20 protein-coding genes are annotated in these 18,656 nt (G+C 60.3%); 17 read left to right on the top strand and 3 right to left on the bottom strand.

All coding sequences use genetic code 11. The annotated features are described in order from the left end of the window. Position 1: 1 nt before the first annotated feature. From N2601_RS08375 to N2601_RS08315, 13 genes are all read left to right on the top strand, one after another. A complete protein-coding gene (locus N2601_RS08375) occupies positions 2-952 on the top strand; it encodes a nucleoside hydrolase (protein WP_104823373.1) in 951 nt (316 codons plus the stop codon). 314 nt (positions 953-1,266) lie between these two features. Then, complete coding sequence (gene cobA, locus N2601_RS08370) at positions 1,267-2,115, top strand: uroporphyrinogen-III C-methyltransferase (RefSeq protein ID WP_104823372.1); 849 nt, start codon at positions 1,267-1,269, stop codon at positions 2,113-2,115. Beyond that, complete coding sequence (locus N2601_RS08365) at positions 2,112-3,419, top strand: cobyrinate a,c-diamide synthase (RefSeq protein WP_104823371.1); 1,308 nt, start codon at positions 2,112-2,114, stop codon at positions 3,417-3,419. The genes cobA and N2601_RS08365 overlap by 4 nt, the downstream gene beginning before the upstream one ends. Next, positions 3,416-4,414 (top strand): threonine-phosphate decarboxylase CobD, encoded by a 999-nt coding sequence (gene cobD / locus N2601_RS08360; RefSeq protein ID WP_104823370.1) that lies wholly within the window; start codon positions 3,416-3,418, stop codon positions 4,412-4,414. Before N2601_RS08365 ends, cobD begins: the two co-directional genes overlap by 4 nt. Beyond that, a complete protein-coding gene (cbiB, locus tag N2601_RS08355; RefSeq protein ID WP_104823369.1) occupies positions 4,411-5,391 on the top strand; it encodes an adenosylcobinamide-phosphate synthase CbiB in 981 nt (326 codons plus the stop codon). Before cobD ends, cbiB begins: the two co-directional genes overlap by 4 nt. Positions 5,392-5,512: 121 nt before the next feature. Continuing rightward, positions 5,513-5,941 (top strand): L,D-transpeptidase, encoded by a 429-nt coding sequence (locus N2601_RS08350; protein ID WP_104823368.1) that lies wholly within the window; start codon positions 5,513-5,515, stop codon positions 5,939-5,941. Positions 5,942-6,188: 247 nt separating this feature from the next. Continuing rightward, on the top strand, positions 6,189-6,473 hold the full coding sequence (locus N2601_RS08345; protein ID WP_003495848.1) for an acyl carrier protein: 285 nt from the start codon (positions 6,189-6,191) through the stop codon (positions 6,471-6,473). A gap of 123 nt (positions 6,474-6,596) precedes the next feature. Continuing rightward, complete coding sequence (locus N2601_RS08340) at positions 6,597-7,070, top strand: 3-hydroxyacyl-ACP dehydratase FabZ family protein (RefSeq protein ID WP_104823367.1); 474 nt, start codon at positions 6,597-6,599, stop codon at positions 7,068-7,070. Positions 7,071-7,113: 43 nt separating this feature from the next. After that, positions 7,114-8,319 carry a beta-ketoacyl-ACP synthase gene (locus N2601_RS08335; RefSeq protein WP_104823366.1) on the top strand — a complete coding sequence of 402 codons (1,206 nt, stop codon included), beginning with the start codon at positions 7,114-7,116 and terminating at the stop codon, positions 8,317-8,319. Between the two features lie 12 nt (positions 8,320-8,331). Next, positions 8,332-9,618 (top strand): beta-ketoacyl-ACP synthase, encoded by a 1,287-nt coding sequence (locus N2601_RS08330; RefSeq protein ID WP_104823365.1) that lies wholly within the window; start codon positions 8,332-8,334, stop codon positions 9,616-9,618. Positions 9,619-9,672: 54 nt separating this feature from the next. After that, positions 9,673-10,701: a zinc-binding dehydrogenase gene (locus N2601_RS08325; RefSeq protein ID WP_104823364.1), complete on the top strand. Its 1,029-nt coding sequence runs from the start codon at positions 9,673-9,675 to the stop codon at positions 10,699-10,701. A 5-nt stretch (positions 10,702-10,706) separates the two neighbouring features. After that, positions 10,707-11,639 carry a lipid A biosynthesis lauroyl acyltransferase gene (locus N2601_RS08320; protein WP_104825121.1) on the top strand — a complete coding sequence of 311 codons (933 nt, stop codon included), beginning with the start codon at positions 10,707-10,709 and terminating at the stop codon, positions 11,637-11,639. A 270-nt stretch (positions 11,640-11,909) separates the two neighbouring features. After that, positions 11,910-12,644: a PAS domain-containing protein gene (locus N2601_RS08315; RefSeq protein ID WP_260303884.1), complete on the top strand. Its 735-nt coding sequence runs from the start codon at positions 11,910-11,912 to the stop codon at positions 12,642-12,644. 140 nt (positions 12,645-12,784) lie between these two features. On the opposite strand, the gene N2601_RS08310 is transcribed toward N2601_RS08315, so the two are convergent. Then, complete coding sequence (locus tag N2601_RS08310) at positions 12,785-13,735, bottom strand: zinc ABC transporter substrate-binding protein (protein WP_104823362.1); 951 nt, start codon at positions 13,733-13,735, stop codon at positions 12,785-12,787. 100 nt (positions 13,736-13,835) lie between these two features. Between N2601_RS08310 and N2601_RS08305 the strand changes: the two genes are divergently transcribed. The 3 genes from N2601_RS08305 to N2601_RS08295 are packed head-to-tail and all read left to right on the top strand — an operon-like array spanning position 13,836 to position 15,938. Then, positions 13,836-14,723, top strand: a complete 888-nt coding sequence (locus N2601_RS08305) for an ATP-binding cassette domain-containing protein (protein ID WP_199773474.1) — start codon at positions 13,836-13,838, stop codon at positions 14,721-14,723. Then, a complete protein-coding gene (gene znuB / locus N2601_RS08300; protein ID WP_104823360.1) occupies positions 14,716-15,543 on the top strand; it encodes a zinc ABC transporter permease subunit ZnuB in 828 nt (275 codons plus the stop codon). Before N2601_RS08305 ends, znuB begins: the two co-directional genes overlap by 8 nt. Next, a complete protein-coding gene (locus N2601_RS08295; RefSeq protein WP_104823359.1) occupies positions 15,540-15,938 on the top strand; it encodes a Fur family transcriptional regulator in 399 nt (132 codons plus the stop codon). The genes znuB and N2601_RS08295 overlap by 4 nt, the downstream gene beginning before the upstream one ends. A 51-nt stretch (positions 15,939-15,989) precedes the next feature. Here N2601_RS08295 and N2601_RS08290 read toward each other — a convergent pair whose 3' ends face one another. Both N2601_RS08290 and N2601_RS08285 read right to left on the bottom strand, forming a co-directional pair. Next, the gene (locus N2601_RS08290; protein ID WP_104823358.1) at positions 15,990-16,520 is read right to left on the bottom strand and encodes a gamma carbonic anhydrase family protein; all 531 of its coding nucleotides are present in this window, start codon (positions 16,518-16,520) and stop codon (positions 15,990-15,992) included. 15 nt (positions 16,521-16,535) lie between these two features. Continuing rightward, entirely contained in the window at positions 16,536-17,231 is a 696-nt protein-coding gene (locus tag N2601_RS08285; RefSeq protein WP_104825120.1) for a fumarylacetoacetate hydrolase family protein, read from the bottom strand. Between the two features lie 239 nt (positions 17,232-17,470). Between N2601_RS08285 and N2601_RS08280 the strand changes: the two genes are divergently transcribed. Continuing rightward, entirely contained in the window at positions 17,471-18,442 is a 972-nt protein-coding gene (locus tag N2601_RS08280) for a DMT family transporter (RefSeq protein WP_104823357.1), read from the top strand. Positions 18,443-18,656 lie beyond the last annotated feature (214 nt).

Raw genomic sequence — 18,656 nt, 5'->3', positions numbered from 1 at the left:
CATGCACAAGGTCATTTACGACACGGACCCTGGCGTCGACGACGCCATGGCGCTTCTCTTCCTGCATCGCCATCCGGATATCGATCTTCTCGGCATCACCACCGTGTTCGGCAATGCTTCCGTCGACACGACGACGCGCAACGCGCTGTTTCTGAAGCGCGAATGGAATATTCCGTGCCCGGTCGCCCGCGGCGCCAGCGTCACGTTCGATCCGTCGCGAAAGGAGCGGGATTGGCCTACCTTCGTGCATGGGCATAATGGTCTCGGCGATATCGAAGTGCCTGAAACGATCGATCTGGCGACCGATCCGCGTCCGGCGCATCAATTCATCATCGATACAGTCCGCGCCAATCCGGGCGAGGTGACCCTTGTCGCCGTCGGCCGAATGACCAATCTGGCGATGGCCCTGAAGCATGATCCGGAGATCGCCAGGCTGGTGAAAGACGTCGTCATCATGGGCGGCAATTTCTATGTTCCGGGCAACGTCACGCCGGTGGCGGAAGCCAATATTCACGGCGACCCGGAAGCCGCCGATGCCGTCATGACCGCAGCCTGGAAGGTCGTAGTCGTCGGCCTCGACGTGACCGCGATCACGACGATGAGCCGCAGCTATCTCGCCGACATGGCAAAGGCCGGGGGGCCGTCCGTGCAGTTGCTGGCCGACCTGTCGCAATCCTATATCGATTTCTACAGCCATGCGGTCGACGACGGCATGATGGTGCATGATAGCTGCGCCTGCGTCTATGTCGTGGCGCCGGAGCTGTTCGATACGATCGAGGGTTCGGTACGCGTCGTCTGCGGCGGCATTGCCGACGGCCAGACGATCGTCAAACCGAACGGGCGCCATTTTCCGCCGAACGAATGGGACAATCTTCCGAGCCAGATCGTTTGCACCGGCATCCGTTCACAAGCGGTGATCGATCTGATCCGCGATGTGATTCTCGGCAAGTGAACCGCTGAGGACAGATTCGGAGAGGGAGGCTGTGCGGCCCTCTCCGAAAGCGTCTTATTCGCAAGGTTTTTTATTTTATAATATTATCAGATCGTTGTGCCGACGCCCTGACAGTTCGAGTCGGAGATTTCAAGCGATACATCGGCTTCTTTCCGGTGTCTTCGTCGTCTTGGGAAAAGCGAATAGCGCAGCATCGCCGCTGCTGAGATCCGATTTATCCTATCATTCTACGAGGGAAATGAGAGTCGAGCCGGAGCGGCCTTATCCCATTCCCAAGATTGCAATTTTGCCCATCCGGGCATAGGACAGGTGGGATGAACGATACCGCATTTTCCAATCTGCCGGCGCTGGAGCCGGGCTCCGTCTGGCTTGTTGGCGCGGGGCCGGGTGATCCCGGGCTTTTGACCTTGCTGGCGGCCAAGGGACTGGCGGAGGCCGACATCATCGTCCACGACGCGCTCGTCAACGAGGACTGCCTGAAACTCGCCCATCCCGGTGCGATACTGGAATATGCGGGCAAGCGCGGAGGCAAGCCGTCTGCCAAGCAGCGGGACATTTCCCTGCGTCTTGTCGAGCTGGCCCGTGCGGGCAAGCGCGTGTTGCGGCTGAAGGGCGGCGATCCCTTTGTATTCGGGCGCGGTGGCGAAGAAGCGCTGATGCTGGTCGAACACGGGATCCCGTTTCGCATCGTGCCGGGTATTACCGCCGGCATCGGCGGTCTCGCCTATGCTGGCATTCCCGTAACCCACCGCGACGTCAATCATGCCGTCACCTTCCTGACTGGCCACGATTCCTCCGGCGTCGTCCCGGACGGGATCAATTGGGAAGCTATCGGCAAGGGCTCGCCCGTTATCGTCATGTACATGGCGATGAAGCATATTGCGCAGATCAGCGCCAATCTCATTGCCGCTGGCCGTTCGGCCGACGAGCCGGTCGCCTTCGTTTGCAATGCCGCGACGCCGGCGCAGCAGGTGTTGGAGACGACGCTCGGGCAAGCCGACGCCGATGTCGCCGCTTCCGGCCTGGAGCCGCCGGCAATCGTCGTGGTTGGCAATGTGGTCAAGCTGCGGCCTTCCCTCGACTGGCTGGGCGCTCTATCCGGCCGCAAGCTCCTGCCGGAGACGGAGGTGCGGGCGGGAACCGGTCATAAGGTGCCAGCATGAGCGGCTTGCTGATCGCCGCGCCGGCTTCGGGCTCGGGCAAGACCACGGTCACGCTCGGCCTCCTGCGAGCGCTGCGGAAAAGGGGGATTGCGGTGGCCCCAGGCAAAGCCGGTCCCGACTATATCGACCCTGCCTTCCTCGCCGCTGCTAGCGGTTCGCCCTGCCTCAATTTCGATCCCTGGGCCATGCGCCGCGAATTGATTTCGGCCAATTCGGCGCTTCATCGTGGCGGAGGGCGGATGCTGGTCATCGAAGCGATGATGGGGTTGTTCGACGGGGCGGCGGATGGTTCGGGCACACCGGCCGATCTCGCCGCTTTCCTTGGACTCTCCGTCGTGTTTGTGGTCGACGCCTCACGGATGTCGCAGTCGATTGCAGCGCTTGTCAGCGGCTTTGCCAATTTTCGCGCCGATGTCCGTATCGCCGGTGTCGTCCTTAACCGCGTCGGCAGCGACCGGCATGAAGCGATGCTGCGCCGCGCCTTGGAAGCCGTGCGCATTCCCGTAGCCGCCGTCATTCGCGGCGACAAGGGACTGACGTTGCCGGAGCGGCATCTCGGGCTGGTGCAGGCGGGAGAACATGCAGGCCTGGAGGCGTTCATCGAGCACGCGGCGGATACGGTCTCCAAGGCATGCGATTTCGGGCTGCTGCTGCGCGCCGCACACCAGAATCTCGTTCGGCCATCGGCCGCCAACATTGCCCGGCTGATGCCGTTTGGGCAGCGCATCGCCGTGGCGCGCGATATCGCTTTTGCCTTCTGCTACGAGCATATGCTGCTCGGCTGGCGCCGGCGCGGGGCGGAGATTTCGTTTTTCTCGCCGCTTGCCGATGAAGCGCCGGCTGATGATGCCGACGCCATCTATTTGCCCGGCGGCTATCCGGAATTGCATGCGGGCAGGCTCGCGACCGCATCCCGCTTTCAAGGGGCAATGAAGGCAGCCGCAGCGCGGGGTGCGCGAATCTATGGCGAATGCGGTGGCTACATGGTGCTTGGCGAAGGATTGGTGGATGCTACCGGCATGCGTCATGAAATGCTCGGGCTGTTGCCCGTCGTCACCAGCTATCAAAAGCGCCAGCGGCATCTCGGCTACCGGCGCGTGGTGCCGCTTGACGGTTCTTTCTTCGACCGACCGATGACGGCGCATGAATTCCATTATTCGACCATTGTCTCGGAAGGTACGGCGGATCGGCTGTTCGCTGTCAAAGACGCGTTGGGGGACGATCTTGGTACGGCCGGGCTGCAGCGCGGCAATGTCGCCGGTTCCTATATGCACCTGATCGATCTTGCCGGTGACGCCGCATGACGAACAGGATCGTACACGGCGGCGGCATCACTGCGGCGGCTCGTCTTTACGGCGGGCAACCGGAGGACTGGCTCGACCTATCGACCGGCATCAACCCCAATCCTGTTGCCTTGCCGGAAATTTCCGTTTCGGCCTGGCATCGGCTGCCGGATCAGCATCTGGTGGAACAGGCGAGGGCGGCGGCGAGAGTCTATTATCGCAGCGGGGATATCCTGCCGTTGCCTGTCCCAGGTACGCAGTCGGTGATTCAGCTACTGCCGCGACTTGCATCGGCAAGCGGTGTGGCCATCCTGTCGCCAACTTATGGGGAATATGCCCGCGCCTTTGCGCTGGCGGGTCTGCCCGTCTGCAAGATTACGGGGATCGATGATCTCACTCCCGAACAGAAGCTGGTCATCGTCGTCAATCCCAACAATCCGGATGGCCGAACTCTGTCCGTCGACCGGCTACGGGAATTGCACGACCGGCTGCAGCCGCGCGGCGGCATGCTGGTGGTCGACGAAGCATTTGGGGACATGGAGCCGGAAAGCAGCCTGGCGCCTTATGCTTCCTCCATGCCGAATCTCATCATTTTCCGTTCCTTCGGCAAATTCTTCGGGTTGGCTGGTCTGCGCCTCGGTTTCGTTATCGCGCAATCCTCGATCCTGGAGCGTTTCGAGGATTGGCTCGGCCCGTGGGCCGTTTCCGGACCGGCGCTTTCATTGGCCGCCTCGTTGATGACCGGTGACACAACCTCCATCCGCAACCGCATTCTCGATCGCAGATCGGCGCTGGATGCGGTCCTTCGCCAAGCCAGGCTTCAGGTCGCCGGCGGCACGGGGCTGTTCGCGCTGGTTGCCGATGATCGCGCAAGCGACATATATACGCATCTCTGCCGCCATCATATTCTTGTCCGCAAGTTCGACTATGCGCCGAATTGGCTGCGCTTTGGTCTTGCCCCAGGCGAGGTGACCGATCGCAGGCTTGCCGGGGCGCTCGAGGCTTATTCGATATGACGATCGACGAACATCTGCTCATCCTCGTTCTGGCATTGCTGTTGGACCGCCTCATCGGCGATCCGGACTGGCTATGGCAGCGCATGCCGCATCCCGTCGCGCTGTTCGGCAAGGCGATTTCCTTTTTCGACGGTCATTTCAACATCAAGGGCCTGCCTGGTCTGGTGCGACGCCGCAATGGCGTGATGTCGATTGTCGCGCTGCTTTTCGGCGCGGTCATAGCCGGCCTCGCCGTGCACGGGCTGCTCGCCTTCTTCGGCTGGCTCGGCATCCTGGCTGAAGCGGGTCTGGTGGCGATCTTCCTGGCACAGAAGAGCCTGGCCGATCATGTCGGCGAGGTATCGAAGGCGTTGCGCAGCGAGGGGCTCGACGGTGGACGCCGCGCCGTATCGCGCATTGTCGGTCGTGATCCCGAAACGCTGGACGAACCCGGCGTTTGCCGCGCCGCGATCGAGAGCCTTGCCGAGAATTTTTCCGACGGCGTGGTGGCGCCGGCGCTCTGGTATGCCGTGTTCGGCCTGCCGGGCCTGTTTCTCTACAAGATGCTGAATACGGCCGATTCGATGATCGGCCATAAATCCGAGACCTATATCGATTTCGGCTGGGCTGCGGCCCGGCTGGACGACATCGCCAACTGGCCGGCCGCGCGGCTGTCGATCCTGTTCATTGCCGCCGGCGCGCTCGCCAAGAAGGGGATTTCGGCACTCGGCAATACGATCCGCGTGGCGGTTCGCGATGGCGGGCTGCACCGCTCGCCGAATTCCGGCCGGCCGGAGGCGGCGATGGCCGGCGCCTTGGATATCCAGCTTGCCGGGCCGCGCGTCTACGGCGGCGAGGTCGTTCGCGAGCCGATGATCAACGGTTCCGGCCGCGATATCGCCACCGTCAGCGATGTCGACAGCGGCATCTCGATCTTCTATTCGGCATGCACGATGCTGACGCTTATCGCCTTCGCGGCATTCCTGTTGTTGTTGTGATTGGCCACGCTTGCGTTAACGAATTGGTCACTATCTGTATTAATTTAGTATAATCAGAGAGCTGGTAGTTATTCCCTCCATCGGAATTGTTTCGAAAAGAAGCAAACGGTGGAGGGGCGAAATGAAGCGAATAACGGCGGCCGCTGCCGCATGTCTATGCATGCAGTTTCATGTTACAACAGCGCAGGCTGGAACTGTTCTCGCCAGTGTTGATCTTCGGTCGCAGACGATGACCGTTTCCGAAGACGGCGTTTTCAAGTATCGCTGGAAAGTATCAACGGCCCGCAGAGGTTATGTAACCCCTACCGGCTCCTATACTGCGAAGTGGTTGTCGCGCGATCATCGCTCGAAGAAATACGACAATGCGCCGATGCCCTATGCGGTCTTCTTCAACGGCGGCTACGCGGTGCACGGCACCTATGAGCTGAAGCATCTCGGCCGGCCGGCATCGCATGGCTGCGTTCGTCTGGAACCGCGAAACGCCGCGACCTTCTTCTCGATGGCATCGCAGGTGGGGCTGAGCAACACGCGCATTATCATCAACCAGTGACCACGGTTTGCTCATTGCACCAGCGATCTGGCTGGGATTGCAACTAATTTGCTTGGCTTTGCCACTAAGCCGCAATGCTGCCGTATCTTGCTCGCATGCCGGCCGCTGTTCCGGCAATTGCGCACCGGAAGTATCTTTGCTGTTTAGGCAACAGTGCTTCGCCAAATTACCGGGGTCTCGGGTGGAAACCATTGGCTTTTGGAATGGATTTCCCTATGAGGAGGGTTGAATTATCATTTCAAGAGGTATGGGCGTGACTGCTACATTCGACAAAGTTGCCGACATCATCGCTGAGACAAGCGAAATCGACCGTGAAACGATCACGCCAGAGAGCCACACGATCGACGACCTCGGCATCGACAGCCTCGACTTCCTGGACATCGTCTTCGCCATCGACAAGGAATTCGGCATCAAGATTCCGCTGGAACAGTGGACGCAGGAAGTCAACGAGGGCAAGGTTTCGACCGAGGAATATTTCGTCCTCAAGAACCTCTGTGCCAAGATCGACGAATTGCGCGCCGCCAAGGGCTGAGCAACGTCCTTGCTTTTTTTGACGCCCAGCCGCCCTTGAAATATGGCGGCCGGGCGGTTTCATTCTTAACTATCGTATCCTGCCCGGGCCAAACCGCGTCACCGGGTCGGATCGGAGGCGTTAATGCTGCTGGAATATTTCCAGATGATTGACCGGGTCGAGTCGGTCGATCTCACCAAGGGCCTTTTGAAGGCGCATTCGGTCGTTCCGGCCAAGAGCCCCGTTTTCGAAGGTCACTTTCCGGGCATGCCGCTCGTTCCCGGCGTCCTTCTGATCGAGACCATGGCGCAGGCGTCGGGCATGCTGGTGCTCGCGGCAACGAAATTCGCCTATATGCCGTTCCTGATGTCGGTCGACGGCGCCAAGATGCGTACCTTCGTCGAGCCAGAAGCAAAGCTCGACATCGAGGCGGAACTGGAGCATGACGGCTCGGGCTTTGCGGTGACAAAGGCGCGGATCACGATTGCCGGCAAGAAGATCTGCGATGCGCAGTTGAAGCTGCGCACCATGCCGTTTAATGAGGTGCCGCTCGCCGATATCGTGCGCAAGCGGGCAGGCGAGGTCGGGCTTCTCGACGCTATCGCCGCTAATGGCTGACGTTTCCGGCTTGCATGGCGCCGCATTCTAAGAGGATTGATGAATGAGCAAGGCTCAGAATGATGTGGTGATCACGGGTATCGGCATCGTCACCTGTCAGGGTGTCGGCAAGGATGCGCATGTCGCCCTGCTGACATCGGACAAGGTGCCGCCGACCATCGTCGAGACCGAGAAATTCAAACCCTATCCCGTGCATCCGCTGCCGGAGATCGACTGGTCGCAACAGATCCCAAAGCGTGGTGATCAGCGCCAGATGGAAAACTGGCAGCGCATCGGCGTCTTCACTGCCGGCCTGGCGCTGGATGATGCCGGCTTCAAGGACGATCTGGACGCTTGCGGCAGCATGGACATGATCGTTGCGGCCGGCGGCGGCGAGCGCGACATCAATGTCGATACATTGATCGTCAACGAAGGTCTGAAGCGCAACGACCGCGAATTGCTTCTGAACGAGAAGCTGACGACCGAGCTGCGTCCGACGCTGTTCCTCGCCCAGCTTTCCAATCTGCTCGCTGGCAATATCTCCATCGTCCACAAGGTCACGGGTTCGTCGCGTACCTTCATGGGCGAGGAAGCTTCCGGCATCTCGGCCATCGAAACTGCTTTCCATCGCATCAGGTCGGGCGAATCGAGCCATGCATTGGTCGGCGGTGCGTTTTCGGCCGAGCGTCAGGACATGATACTGCTGATCGAATCAGTGAACGCGCATGCGATCGGCGACTGGCATCCGCTTTGGTCCCGCAAGCCTGAAGATGGCGGCGGTATGATCATGGGTTCGCTCAGCGCTTTCCTCGTGCTCGAATCGCGCGCCCATGCCGAAGGCCGTGGCGCGCGCATCTACGCAACCATCGACGCCATCGAAGGCGATCGCGGCAGCCGCGATAGCGGCAAGTTCGAGGCCCGGTTGGAGCACTTGCTCGCGCCCGCCAAGGACGCGCAAGGCGACAGCACGGTCGTCTTCTGCGGCACGACTGCGATCCCAGATCTCGCGACGCGCGAGAAGGCCGTTCTGGAAGCGCAGTTGCCCGGATCGGCCATTCGGGGCTATGCCGGCGTTTCCGGCCACGGCCTTGAAAGCCAGTTTCCGCTTGGGCTCGCCTTTGCCGCTCTGGCGGTCGCCAACAAGGCCAAAGTACCGCCTTTCGATGCCACGCATGAAAAGCCGATGACTGCCGGCGCGCAGAAAGCGGTCGTCACGACCGTTGGGCATGTGCGCGGTGAAGGCGTCGCCGTACTTTCCGCCGAAGCGTGAGGAGTTAGGATCATGACCGCATCCGCCTACAAGGATCATCTCGGCCGCCCGATCGTCGCCGTTACCGGCATGGGCATCATCACGTCACTCGGCCAGGGGCTGCAGGACAATTGGAACGCGCTTTCCTCGGGCACGTCCGGCATCCACGGGATCACCCGCTTCCCGACCGACGGCCTTTCGACGCGCATTGCCGGCACCGTGGATTTCATCGATATTCCGGTACCGAACGCGGTCGAGCGCTCCTATGCCTTTGCTCGCGAGACCACGATCGAGGCGCTCGCCCAGGCAGGCATTTCGGGTGATTTCAACGCGCCGCTTTTCCTCGCCGCACCGCCGATCGAGCCGGAATGGAGCGCACGCTTCGAGCTGGCCGACCGCTCGCCGCCGGCCGATCATCCGGCCGATGCCTATGAGCGCTTCCTCGCGGCAATGCGTGAGCGTCCCGATCCGGCTTTCCACGAGGCAGCCCTGTTCGGCGCCATTTCAGAGCGTCTTGCCGACCGTTTCGGTACACGCGGCCTGCCGGTGACGCTGTCGACGGCCTGTGCATCGGGCGTTACCGCGATCCAGCTCGGCATCGAGGCAATCCGCCAGGGTCGCACCACGCGGGCGCTGACAGTCGCGACGGATGGTTCGCTCAGTGCCGAAGCGCTGATCCGCTTTTCGCTGCTTTCGGCATTGTCGACGCAGAATGACCCGCCGACCAAGGCGTCCAAGCCGTTCAGCAAGGACCGCGACGGCTTCGTTATCGCGGAAGGTGCCGCAACGCTTGTGTTGGAATCGCTGGAATCTGCTATTGCCCGCGGCGCAAAGATCCTTGGCATCATGAAGGGCGCCGGCGACAAGGCGGATTCCTTCCATCGCACCCGCTCGTCGCCGGACGGCGGCCCGGCGATCGCGACGATCCGCGCTGCTCTTGCCGATGCGGGAATGGCTGAAACCGATATCGGCTATATCAACGCGCACGGCACGTCGACGCCGGAAAACGACAAGATGGAGTACGGATCCATGTCCGCCGTCTTCGGCGAGCGGCTTCCGTCCATTCCGGTCTCGTCGAACAAGTCGATGATCGGCCATACGTTGACGGCCGCCGGCGCGGTCGAAGCGGTGTTCTCGCTGCAGACCATGCTGACCGGCACGCTGCCGCCGACCATCAATTACAACAATCCCGATCCGTCGATCATTCTCGACGTCGTGCCGAACAAGAAGCGCGAAAAGCAGGTGGGCGCCATTCTTTCGAACTCCTTCGGGTTCGGCGGACAGAACGCCAGCCTTGTCATGGCGCTTGAACCGGCTTAATCGGACCTTTGAACAAAAAGACGTTACTGCGCCCGAGAGGCGGGGGATTTTGCCATGCGCGCTTTGCAATTGATCGACGACCGCAAACTTGAGATCACCGATCTACCGGAGCCTGAAGCTCCGGGCGCGGGTGAGGTTACCCTGCGCGTGAAGGCAGTCGCCCTCAACCATATCGACGTATGGGGCTGGCGTGGGATGGCGTTTGCCAAGCGCAAGATGCCGCTGGTGATCGGCGCGGAAGCGGCCGGTGTCGTCGAGGCGATCGGACCGGGTGTTGCCAACGTACTGCCCGGCCAGCTCGTATCGATCTACGGTGCCCGCACCTGCGGTCTCTGCCGCCACTGCCGCGAAGGCCGCGACAATCTCTGCGAACATGTCGGCGGCGTGCATGGCTTCCATCTCGATGGCTTCGCGCAGGAGAAGGTCAACCTGCCGGCGCGCCTGCTGGTTCCGGCGCCTCCCGGTGTCGATGCGATTGGCGCTGCTTTAGCACCCGTTACCTTCGGCACGGTCGAGCATATGCTGTTCGACAATGCCAAGCTGGAGCCCGGCGAGACGATCCTTGTCCACGCCGGCGGCTCCGGCATCGGCACGGCGGCAATCCAGCTTGCCAAGAAGATCGGCTGCACTGTCATCACCACCGTCGGTTCCGACGACAAGATCGAGAAGGCCAAGGCGCTCGGCGCCGATCACGTCATCAACTATCGCACCGACCGTTTTGAAGGCGTGGTGCGCAAGCTGACGAAGAAGAAGGGCGTCGACGTCGTCTTCGAACATGTCGGCAAAGATACCTGGGCCGGCTCGATGCTGTGTATGAAGCGTGGCGGGCGTCTCGTCACCTGCGGCTCGACCTCGGGCGTCTCCACCGACATGAACCTGATGATGCTGTTCCAGCAGCAGCTAAAGCTGCTCGGCTCCTTCGGCTGCCGGATGGAGAACATGGCGAACGCCATGCAGAAGATGGCGCGTGGGCTGGTATATCCGGTCATCGACACTGAAGTGAGCTTTGGCGATATCGACCGGGCGCTGGAGCGGATGGAATCGCGCCAGATCTTCGGCAAGATCATCCTCAAGATGGATTGAGCGGCGTGAAGCTCGTCCTCACCCGGATCGTGCTTGCCGTCAGGCATTTCCGCCAATGGCTGATTGCGCAGATCATCTTCGGCTTCCTAAATTTCCTGAAGCTGTTCCCCGCCGATGGCGGCATCAACTTCGCCGACTGGCTGACCCGGAAAATCGGGCCGCATACGAGCCGCCACAAGCTGATGCTGACCAATCTGCGCAACGCTTTTCCTGAGAAGAGCGAGGCGGAGATCGCGGAGATTGCCTTGGCGAGCTGGGGCAATATGGGGCGGCTGGCGGCGGAGTATGTCTTCCTCGATCGGCTGTTTGATTTCGATCCGTTTAGCGAGAAGCCGGGCCGCGTCGAGGTATCCGGCATTCCGATCTTCCTCGACCTCAGGGACAATCCGCGGCCGTTCATCGTCTTTACAGGACATACGGCAAATTTCGAATTGCTGCCGGTTGCAGGCGCTGCCTTCGGGCTGAAGGTCACCGTGCTCTTCCGTCCGCCGAACAATCCCTATGTGGCAGAGAAGGTTTTCGATTTTCGCGCCAAGCGCATGGGCAATCTCGTACCCTCGCATGCGGGATCGTCTTTCACCTTGGCCAGGCAATTGGAAGCCGGCGGCGGGGTTGGCGTTCTGGTCGATCAGAAGTTCCGAAAGGGACTGAAGACGCTGTTCTTCGGTCGCGACGTCAAAACCAATCCGCTGCTGCCGAAGCTGGTTCGTCAGTTTAATTGCGAAGTTTATCCGGCTCGTTGCATCCGGCTGCCCGATAATCGCTATCGACTGGAGATCGAACCGAGACTGGAGATGCCGCGCGATGCTCGCGGCAATCTGGATCTGCCTGCGACGGCGCAGCTTCTGAACGACAAGGTAGAGAGCTGGGTGAGGGAATATCCCGAGCAATGGCTGTGGTATCACGACCGCTGGAATATCAAAAAGACTCTTTTCTAAGTAATTACTTAAATAAAACAATTCGTAGCAGAATGAACCATCTTAAGCCTTCTTAGGCTCAAAATTAGACCTTCGGTAAGTCCTGCCTTTCGAAAAATTCGCCTTTACCGAGAACTTCATTTCACCCGGATTGAATGTGAGGGTAAGTCATGTTATTGCATTTGCAAGAAAGCTTGGTGAGATAGCGGGCGCCAGGCTGAATATCCTTGTTTATGGTAGCGTCGGGAATGAGGCCCGAAGCTGAACCATGGGCAAGGACAGGAGGGCAATTTGCTGGCACTCTTTCATGCCTTCTCCATGAAATGCCCCCAGATTCAAAGGGCAATCAAGCTGGGTGACGATGAACTTGTCGGTTCGCTCGATCGCGAGTTGGAGCCGCTCGTTACAGCGATCCTGGCTTATAAAGCCACCAGCCTTCTCGAAATGTATATGCAATTGCAATTTATGAGCAATCTCATCCGCGAGGAATCGGATGACCGCTCACGAGTAATGCGCAATTCCGCGTCGCTATCGTCACTGATCGATCGCTATTTCGGCGGCGCCAGTGAGGCCGCGGCGGAGGTGCTGATGGCATTTTCCACAGGAAAGAACCAGCACGAAGCCGAGGTCGCCGGGTTCGACGAGGACAATGTTCTGAACGACGTTATCCTCGATAGCCTGCCGGATCGTGTCGCGGTGATTACGCGCGACTATCGCTATCTCTATAGCAACGCGGCCAATTCCGAATTTCTGGGGTCTAAGCCGATCGAGCTGGTCGGCCGGCATATTGCAGAATTCACCGGTTCCGAATTGTTTGAAAGCACCTTCAAGACCAAGCTGGATGCCTGCTTTGCCGGCGAGACAGTCGATTGCCTCTATCCGGCCTATCGTCCGAAGGAGGCCAACAAGACCTTGCATTGCCGAATGACGCCGCTACGCGCCACCAAGTCGAGAGGCGAAGTAATCGGCGCGCTGGTGGTGGTGCATGAAGTCAGCGTCGTTCCGGCGAACATGCTGGTGGCCTGATCGGCCGTTTTGGTTCCAAACGATAATCTTTCGATAACGCCCGCATTGTGCGGGCGTAATTCGTTTGTCTTTTCCCTACCATCGTCGAAAGCCGTGACAGCGAGCAAATGGCTCGCTCTCTTCGTCGATCTATTGCCGCTTCAGGAAAGGCAGGTTTTCAGGGAATTGGCGATGCTGCGCATCAGGTCGAAATAGAGATCCGGTCCTTGCGTCAGCGTCGCCGCTTCCGGATCGAGCACGCCCGATTTGGCGGATGTGCCCTCGATGACGACATTGACCAGCTTTGGTTCGAATTGCGGCTCGGCGAAGACGCAGGTTGCGCCGAGACCGGCGACCTTGCCGTGGATTTCCGCCACCCGCTCCGCGCCGGGGATGCTTTCCGGGCTGACCGTGATCGAACCCGCGACATGCACGCCGTAGCGGCGCTCGAAATATTGATAGGCATCGTGGAAGACGATGAAGGGCTTGTTCTTTACCGGCGCGACGGTCGAGGCGATTTCCGAGTCGAGCGCGTCCAGCTTGTCGTCCAGCGCTTTCTGGTTCGCCTCGTAGGTTAGCGCATTGGCGGGATCGGCCGCGACCAATGTGGTGGTGATCTCAGCCGTCATTGCCTTGGCATTGTGCGGATCGAGCCAGAGATGCGTATCGAACGCGCCGTGATCGTGTGTATCACCTGCGTCCGCAGCCGGTTCGTCGCCGTCGTCATCCGCTTCGAAAGCGCCGCCCTGGCGGAATTTCAGTTTAGTGATGCCAGGCGCCTTGTCGAGTTCGACCACGAGGGCGTTCGAGCCGAGCGCCGAGAGGGGTTTTTCCAGAAAAGCCTCCATGCCGGGACCAACCCAGAAGACCACTTTGGCGCCTTCCAGCGCCCGCGCATTCGAAGGCTTCAGCGCATAGGTGTGCGGCGAGGCCGCGCCTTCCACGATCAAATCCGGCGTGCCGACGCCCTGCATGATTGCGGCGACGAGGGAATGAACCGGCTTGATCGACACCACCACTTCCGGCGGATCGCCCGCGAATGCCGGGGCGGCGAAAAGCCCGGAGAGCAATAAGGAAGCGGCGAGGGGGAGAAGGGTCTTTGGCGGGATCATGCGATATTGCCCTTGAATGGGTTCTGTTATGTTATTACATCAATTGCGTTATGCTATAACGTGTGCGATAGCAGGACGCAACAGCGCAAATGGAAATTTCATGCTTTCTTCCGTGGACAATAAGAGCCGGCCCCTCGTGTCGCTCCATGATGTCGGCGTCCGCCGTGGTGGCCGTTGGCTGGTGCGCGGCGTCGATTTTTCGGTGAGCCGCGGCGAAATCGTCACCCTGATCGGCCCGAACGGTTCCGGCAAATCCACCAGTGCCAAGACCGCCATCGGCGTGTTGAAGCCGGATGAGGGCAGCGTCGATCGCATCGCCGGGCTCAAGGTCGGTTATGTCCCGCAGAAACTTGCCATCGACTGGACCCTTCCGCTGAGCGTGCATCGTTTGATGACATTGACCGGACCCTTGCCGGAAGCGGAGTTGAAGGCGGCTTTGGAGGCGGTGGGCATCGCCCATCTCGCCAAGGCTGAGGTGCAGCATCTCTCCGGCGGCGAATTCCAGCGGGCCTTGCTGGCGCGTGCGATTGCCCGCAAGCCGGACTTGCTGGTGCTGGACGAGCCGGTACAAGGCGTCGACTTCAGTGGCGAGATCGCGCTTTACGATCTCATCAAATCGATCCGCAATTCCGAAGGTTGCGGCATTCTGTTGATCTCACATGATCTGCACGTCGTCATGGCCGCGACGGACACCGTTGTTTGCCTCAATGGCCACGTCTGCTGCCGCGGTACGCCGCAGGCGGTGACCCAGAGCCCGGAATATGTCAGGCTGTTCGGCACGCGGGCAGCACAATCGCTGGCGATCTACAGTCATCATCACGACCATACGCATCTGCCTGATGGCCGTGTGCAGCATGCCGACGGCTCGATCACCGATGATTGCCGTGCCGATGACGGTCATCACGGCCATGGCCATCACGATCATCACGACCATGATCATGCCCACCACGATCATGATCATAATGCCGCAGGAGAACGCCATGTTTGACGATTTCTTCCTGCGCGCCGTCATCGCGGGCGTCGGGCTGGCGCTGACCACCGGGCCGCTCGGCTGCTTCATCATCTGGCGGCGCATGGCCTATTTCGGCGATACGATCTCACATTCGGCATTGCTCGGCGTGGCGCTGTCATTGCTCTTCCAGCTCAATCTGACGCTCTCCGTTTTCGCTGTCGCTGCGGCCGTTTCGATCCTGCTCCTGTTCCTGCAGCGCCGTCAGGCGCTGTCGGCGGACGCCTTGCTCGGCATTCTGTCGCATGCAACGCTGGCGATCGGCCTGGTGATCGTCGCTTTCATGAGCTGGGTAAGAATCGACCTCATTGCTTTCCTGTTCGGCGACATTCTTGCCGTCAATCGTTCGGATATTGCCCTGATCTGGGGCGGCGGCATTCTGGTGCTGGCGGCCATTGCCTGGCTTTGGCGGCCGCTGCTCGCCTCCACCGTCAATCCGGAGTTGGCCGAGGCGGAGGGACTGCAGCCGGAGCGGGCGAAGCTGTTTTTCATGCTGCTGATGGCCGTCGTTATCGCCATTGCCATGAAGATCGTCGGCATCCTGCTGATCACCGCGCTGCTGATCATCCCGGCCGCCACGGCACGCCGCTTTGCCGCGACGCCGGAGATGATGGCGGTTTTCGCATCGCTGATTGGGGCTGTTGCCGTCGTCGGCGGATTGTTCGGCTCGCTGCGTTACGATACGCCCTCCGGCCCGTCGATCGTGGTGGCGGCGCTCGTTCTGTTTATCATCAGTCTGCTGCCCCTTGCCCGTAGGGCCGGCGCGCCGGCGGCGCAACAAGGAGGACAGGGATCATGACCACTCCGATACTGACCAAGAACCAGTCGCTCGTTTTCGATGTCCTGACCAAGGCGGAGGCGCCCCTCAGCGCCTATACCATTCTCGACAAGCTGCGTGACCATGGTTTCCGCGCACCGCTGCAGGTCTACCGGGCGTTGGACAAGCTCTTGGAATATGGTGTCGTCCATCGTCTCGAGAGCATTAACTCCTTCGTTGCCTGTGCCCATCCGGATGAGAATTGCCATAGCCACGGCCTCGTCGCCTTTGCCATCTGCGAAAGCTGCGGCCAGGTGATCGAATTCCACGATCATGAAGTGGATCACCGGCTGATGGACTGGCTGAAATCGCAGAAGTTCAAGGCCGAGAAGTCGACCATCGAGATTCGCGGTCATTGCGCGAGCTGTGCCGCTTGAATGTCGGCGTGGCGCGATTCTAAAGCCGCGCGCACTTTTGAAAAATGCCGCCTAATCCAGCCTCTTGAGGTCGCGGGCAAAACGCTGCCAATTGGCGACATAGTTGCGGGCCGAACGGCGCAGGCCTTCGATGGCAGCCTCGTCCAGTGTGCGGATTGCCTTTGCGGGAGCGCCGACGATCAAAGAGCCGTCGGGAAATTCCTTGCCCTCTGTCACCAGCGCGTTGGCGCCGACCAGACAATTCTTGCCGATCTTTGCGCCGTTCAACACGGTCGCGCCCATGCCGATCAGCGAATTGTCGCCGATGGTGCAGCCGTGGATGATGGCATGGTGACCGATCGTGCAGCCTTCACCGATCGTGGTCGGGAAGGCAGGATCGGTATGCACCATCGCCCCTTCCTGAATATTGGTGCCTTTGCCGACGACAATTGGCTCATTGTCGCCGCGCAGGACCGCGCCAAACCAGATACCGACATCCTCGCCGATCTCCACCTTGCCGATCACACTTGCGTCGGGCGCGATCCAATAGCGGCCGGGATCTGGCGTCTTCGGCACCAAGCCGGAAAGGGCATAGAGCGGCATCTCGCTTCTCCTCGATCAAATGACGTTCAGCACCAGCGTCGCGACGCCATCGACGGCGCAGGTGATCCTGTCGCCGCGCGCCACCGGTCCGACGCCGGCCGGCGTGCCGGTCATGATGACATCCCCAGGCGCCAGCGTGAACTGCTTCGAGAGCTCGGCGATGATTTCCGGTACCTTCCAGATCATCTGCGAGAGGTCACCCCTCTGCGCCGACTCGCCGTTGCGCATCAGCCAGATGCCACCCTTGTCGGGATGACCAACCTTAGTTGCCGGGGCGAGAGGGGAAATGGGGGCGGAGTGTTCGAAGGCCTTGCCGACTTCCCAAGGGCGGCCGAGCTTCTTGGCTTCGCCCTGCCGGTCGCGGCGGGTGAAATCGATGCCGACGGCATAGCCGTAGATGCAGTCTAGCGCTCTCTCGGCCGGAATGTCGGCGCCGCCGCTTTTCAGCGCGATCACCAGCTCGACCTCATGATGCACATCCGACGACAGCGGCGGATAGGGGAAATCGCCTGATGGTAACAGATTGTCCGGGTTCTTCTGGAAGAAGAAGGGCGGTTCGCGGCTGGGGTCGTGGCCCATCTCAATCGCATGGTCGGCATAGTTGCGGCCGACGCAATAGACGCGGCGCACGGGGAAGAATGCGGTTTCGCCTTCGATCGGCAATAGGACGGGTGCGGGCAGGGGAATGACGGTGGCAAATTGTTCGGTCATGACAATCTCTTCGCAAAATTCGTCTGCTGCCAGAAGAACGCTGTCTTCCGACTCCAGTGTCAGCCTAGCATCAATGGAGCGGAGGGGAAAACCGACCAATGGAAACGTTTTGGTGTAAAGCGTGGGCGGAGGCGTTTTCCGTATTCACCGGCACTCTCGAAAGCGATGCCCGGATATCCGCCGTAAGCCTTAGATTCGCTCATCTGTGCAGGTGATGGGAACTGTGGCATAACTAGGCCATGGCTATAAATGTCTTGGGGGTCCACACCGATCAGGTCAGGACGGAACAGGCGTCGGGCAATTCGCTTGCAGCCGCCTATTCTGTGGCCGTCTTCTGCTGGGTGCTGTCGTCCGGCGTCTATATTGCCGCGAAGTGGGTCTCTCATGAAATGCCGCCCTGGGCGCTCTGCTTTTGGCGCGTGCTGATCGCCTGGGCCATCCTGCTGCCGATCGTGCGCGGGCATTTTGGCGCCATGGTTGCGCTTGTGCGGGCTCGTCCGCTGGAATTACTTTGTATTGGCGGCACCGGGCTCGCGATCTGTCAGGGGCTGCTTTTCATCGGCCTCGAACATGCAGATGCCACGACGGCCGGCATCATCATGGCTCTGATCCCCATTCTCACGATGATCCTTGCCCGCCTGATTTTGGGGGAGCCAATGGGAACCTGGCAGGTGACGGGATCGATCATCGCTTTCCTCGGCATCGTAACCATCGTCGTCAAAGGCAGCCCGGCGGCATTGATGCGCCTCGATATCAATCCAGGGGAGTTGTGGATCGTCGCCGGCTCTTTCTGCTTCAGTCTCTACACCGTCCTGCTCCGCCGCGCGAAATTCGATATAGAGCGCCTTCCGCTTTTGGTGCTGCTTCTTGGCGCCGCGGTGCTTACGGCGTTGCCGTTCTATCTCTGGGAGCTTGCGTCCGACGAGCGCTCGACGCTCAACGGCAACGGGCTGATCGCGCTCGCCTATGTGGCGATCCCCGGCGGGGCCATGACCTATTACCTCTTCAATCGGAGCGTCGAGGCGCTGGGTGCGGCCCGGGCCGGCATGATGCTCTACCTGCAGACAATCTTCACCGCCATACTCGCCTACCTGATTCTCGGCGAACAGTTGCAGTCCTATCACCTCGAAGGCGCTGCGATCATCGTCGTCGGCCTGCTGCTTGTCACCCTGCTGAAGCCGAAGACCGAAACCGCGGCGGCAAAGCCCTAATGCGCTAGTGGCGTTGCTGGTCATCTCAGCGCGATACATTGCGGGACGAAGATTTGCTGCCGCGTTTGAACTTTGACGCCGTCTCGCTTTATTCCTATCTGTGCTGTATATCGCCTCTCGACATCGTGCCCCATTTTGTTGCTGCGCGCCGCTTAAGGTCGCTTAGACGCGGCAATAGACGATTGGAGCGGGCCAGAACAAAGTTTATGCGAGC

It is taken from the genome of Rhizobium sp. CB3060, assembly GCF_025200735.1.
Lineage (GTDB): Bacteria > Pseudomonadota > Alphaproteobacteria > Rhizobiales > Rhizobiaceae > Rhizobium.
Note: the sequence above shows the minus strand (reverse complement) of the source record. Positions and strands in the feature narration are given on the sequence as shown.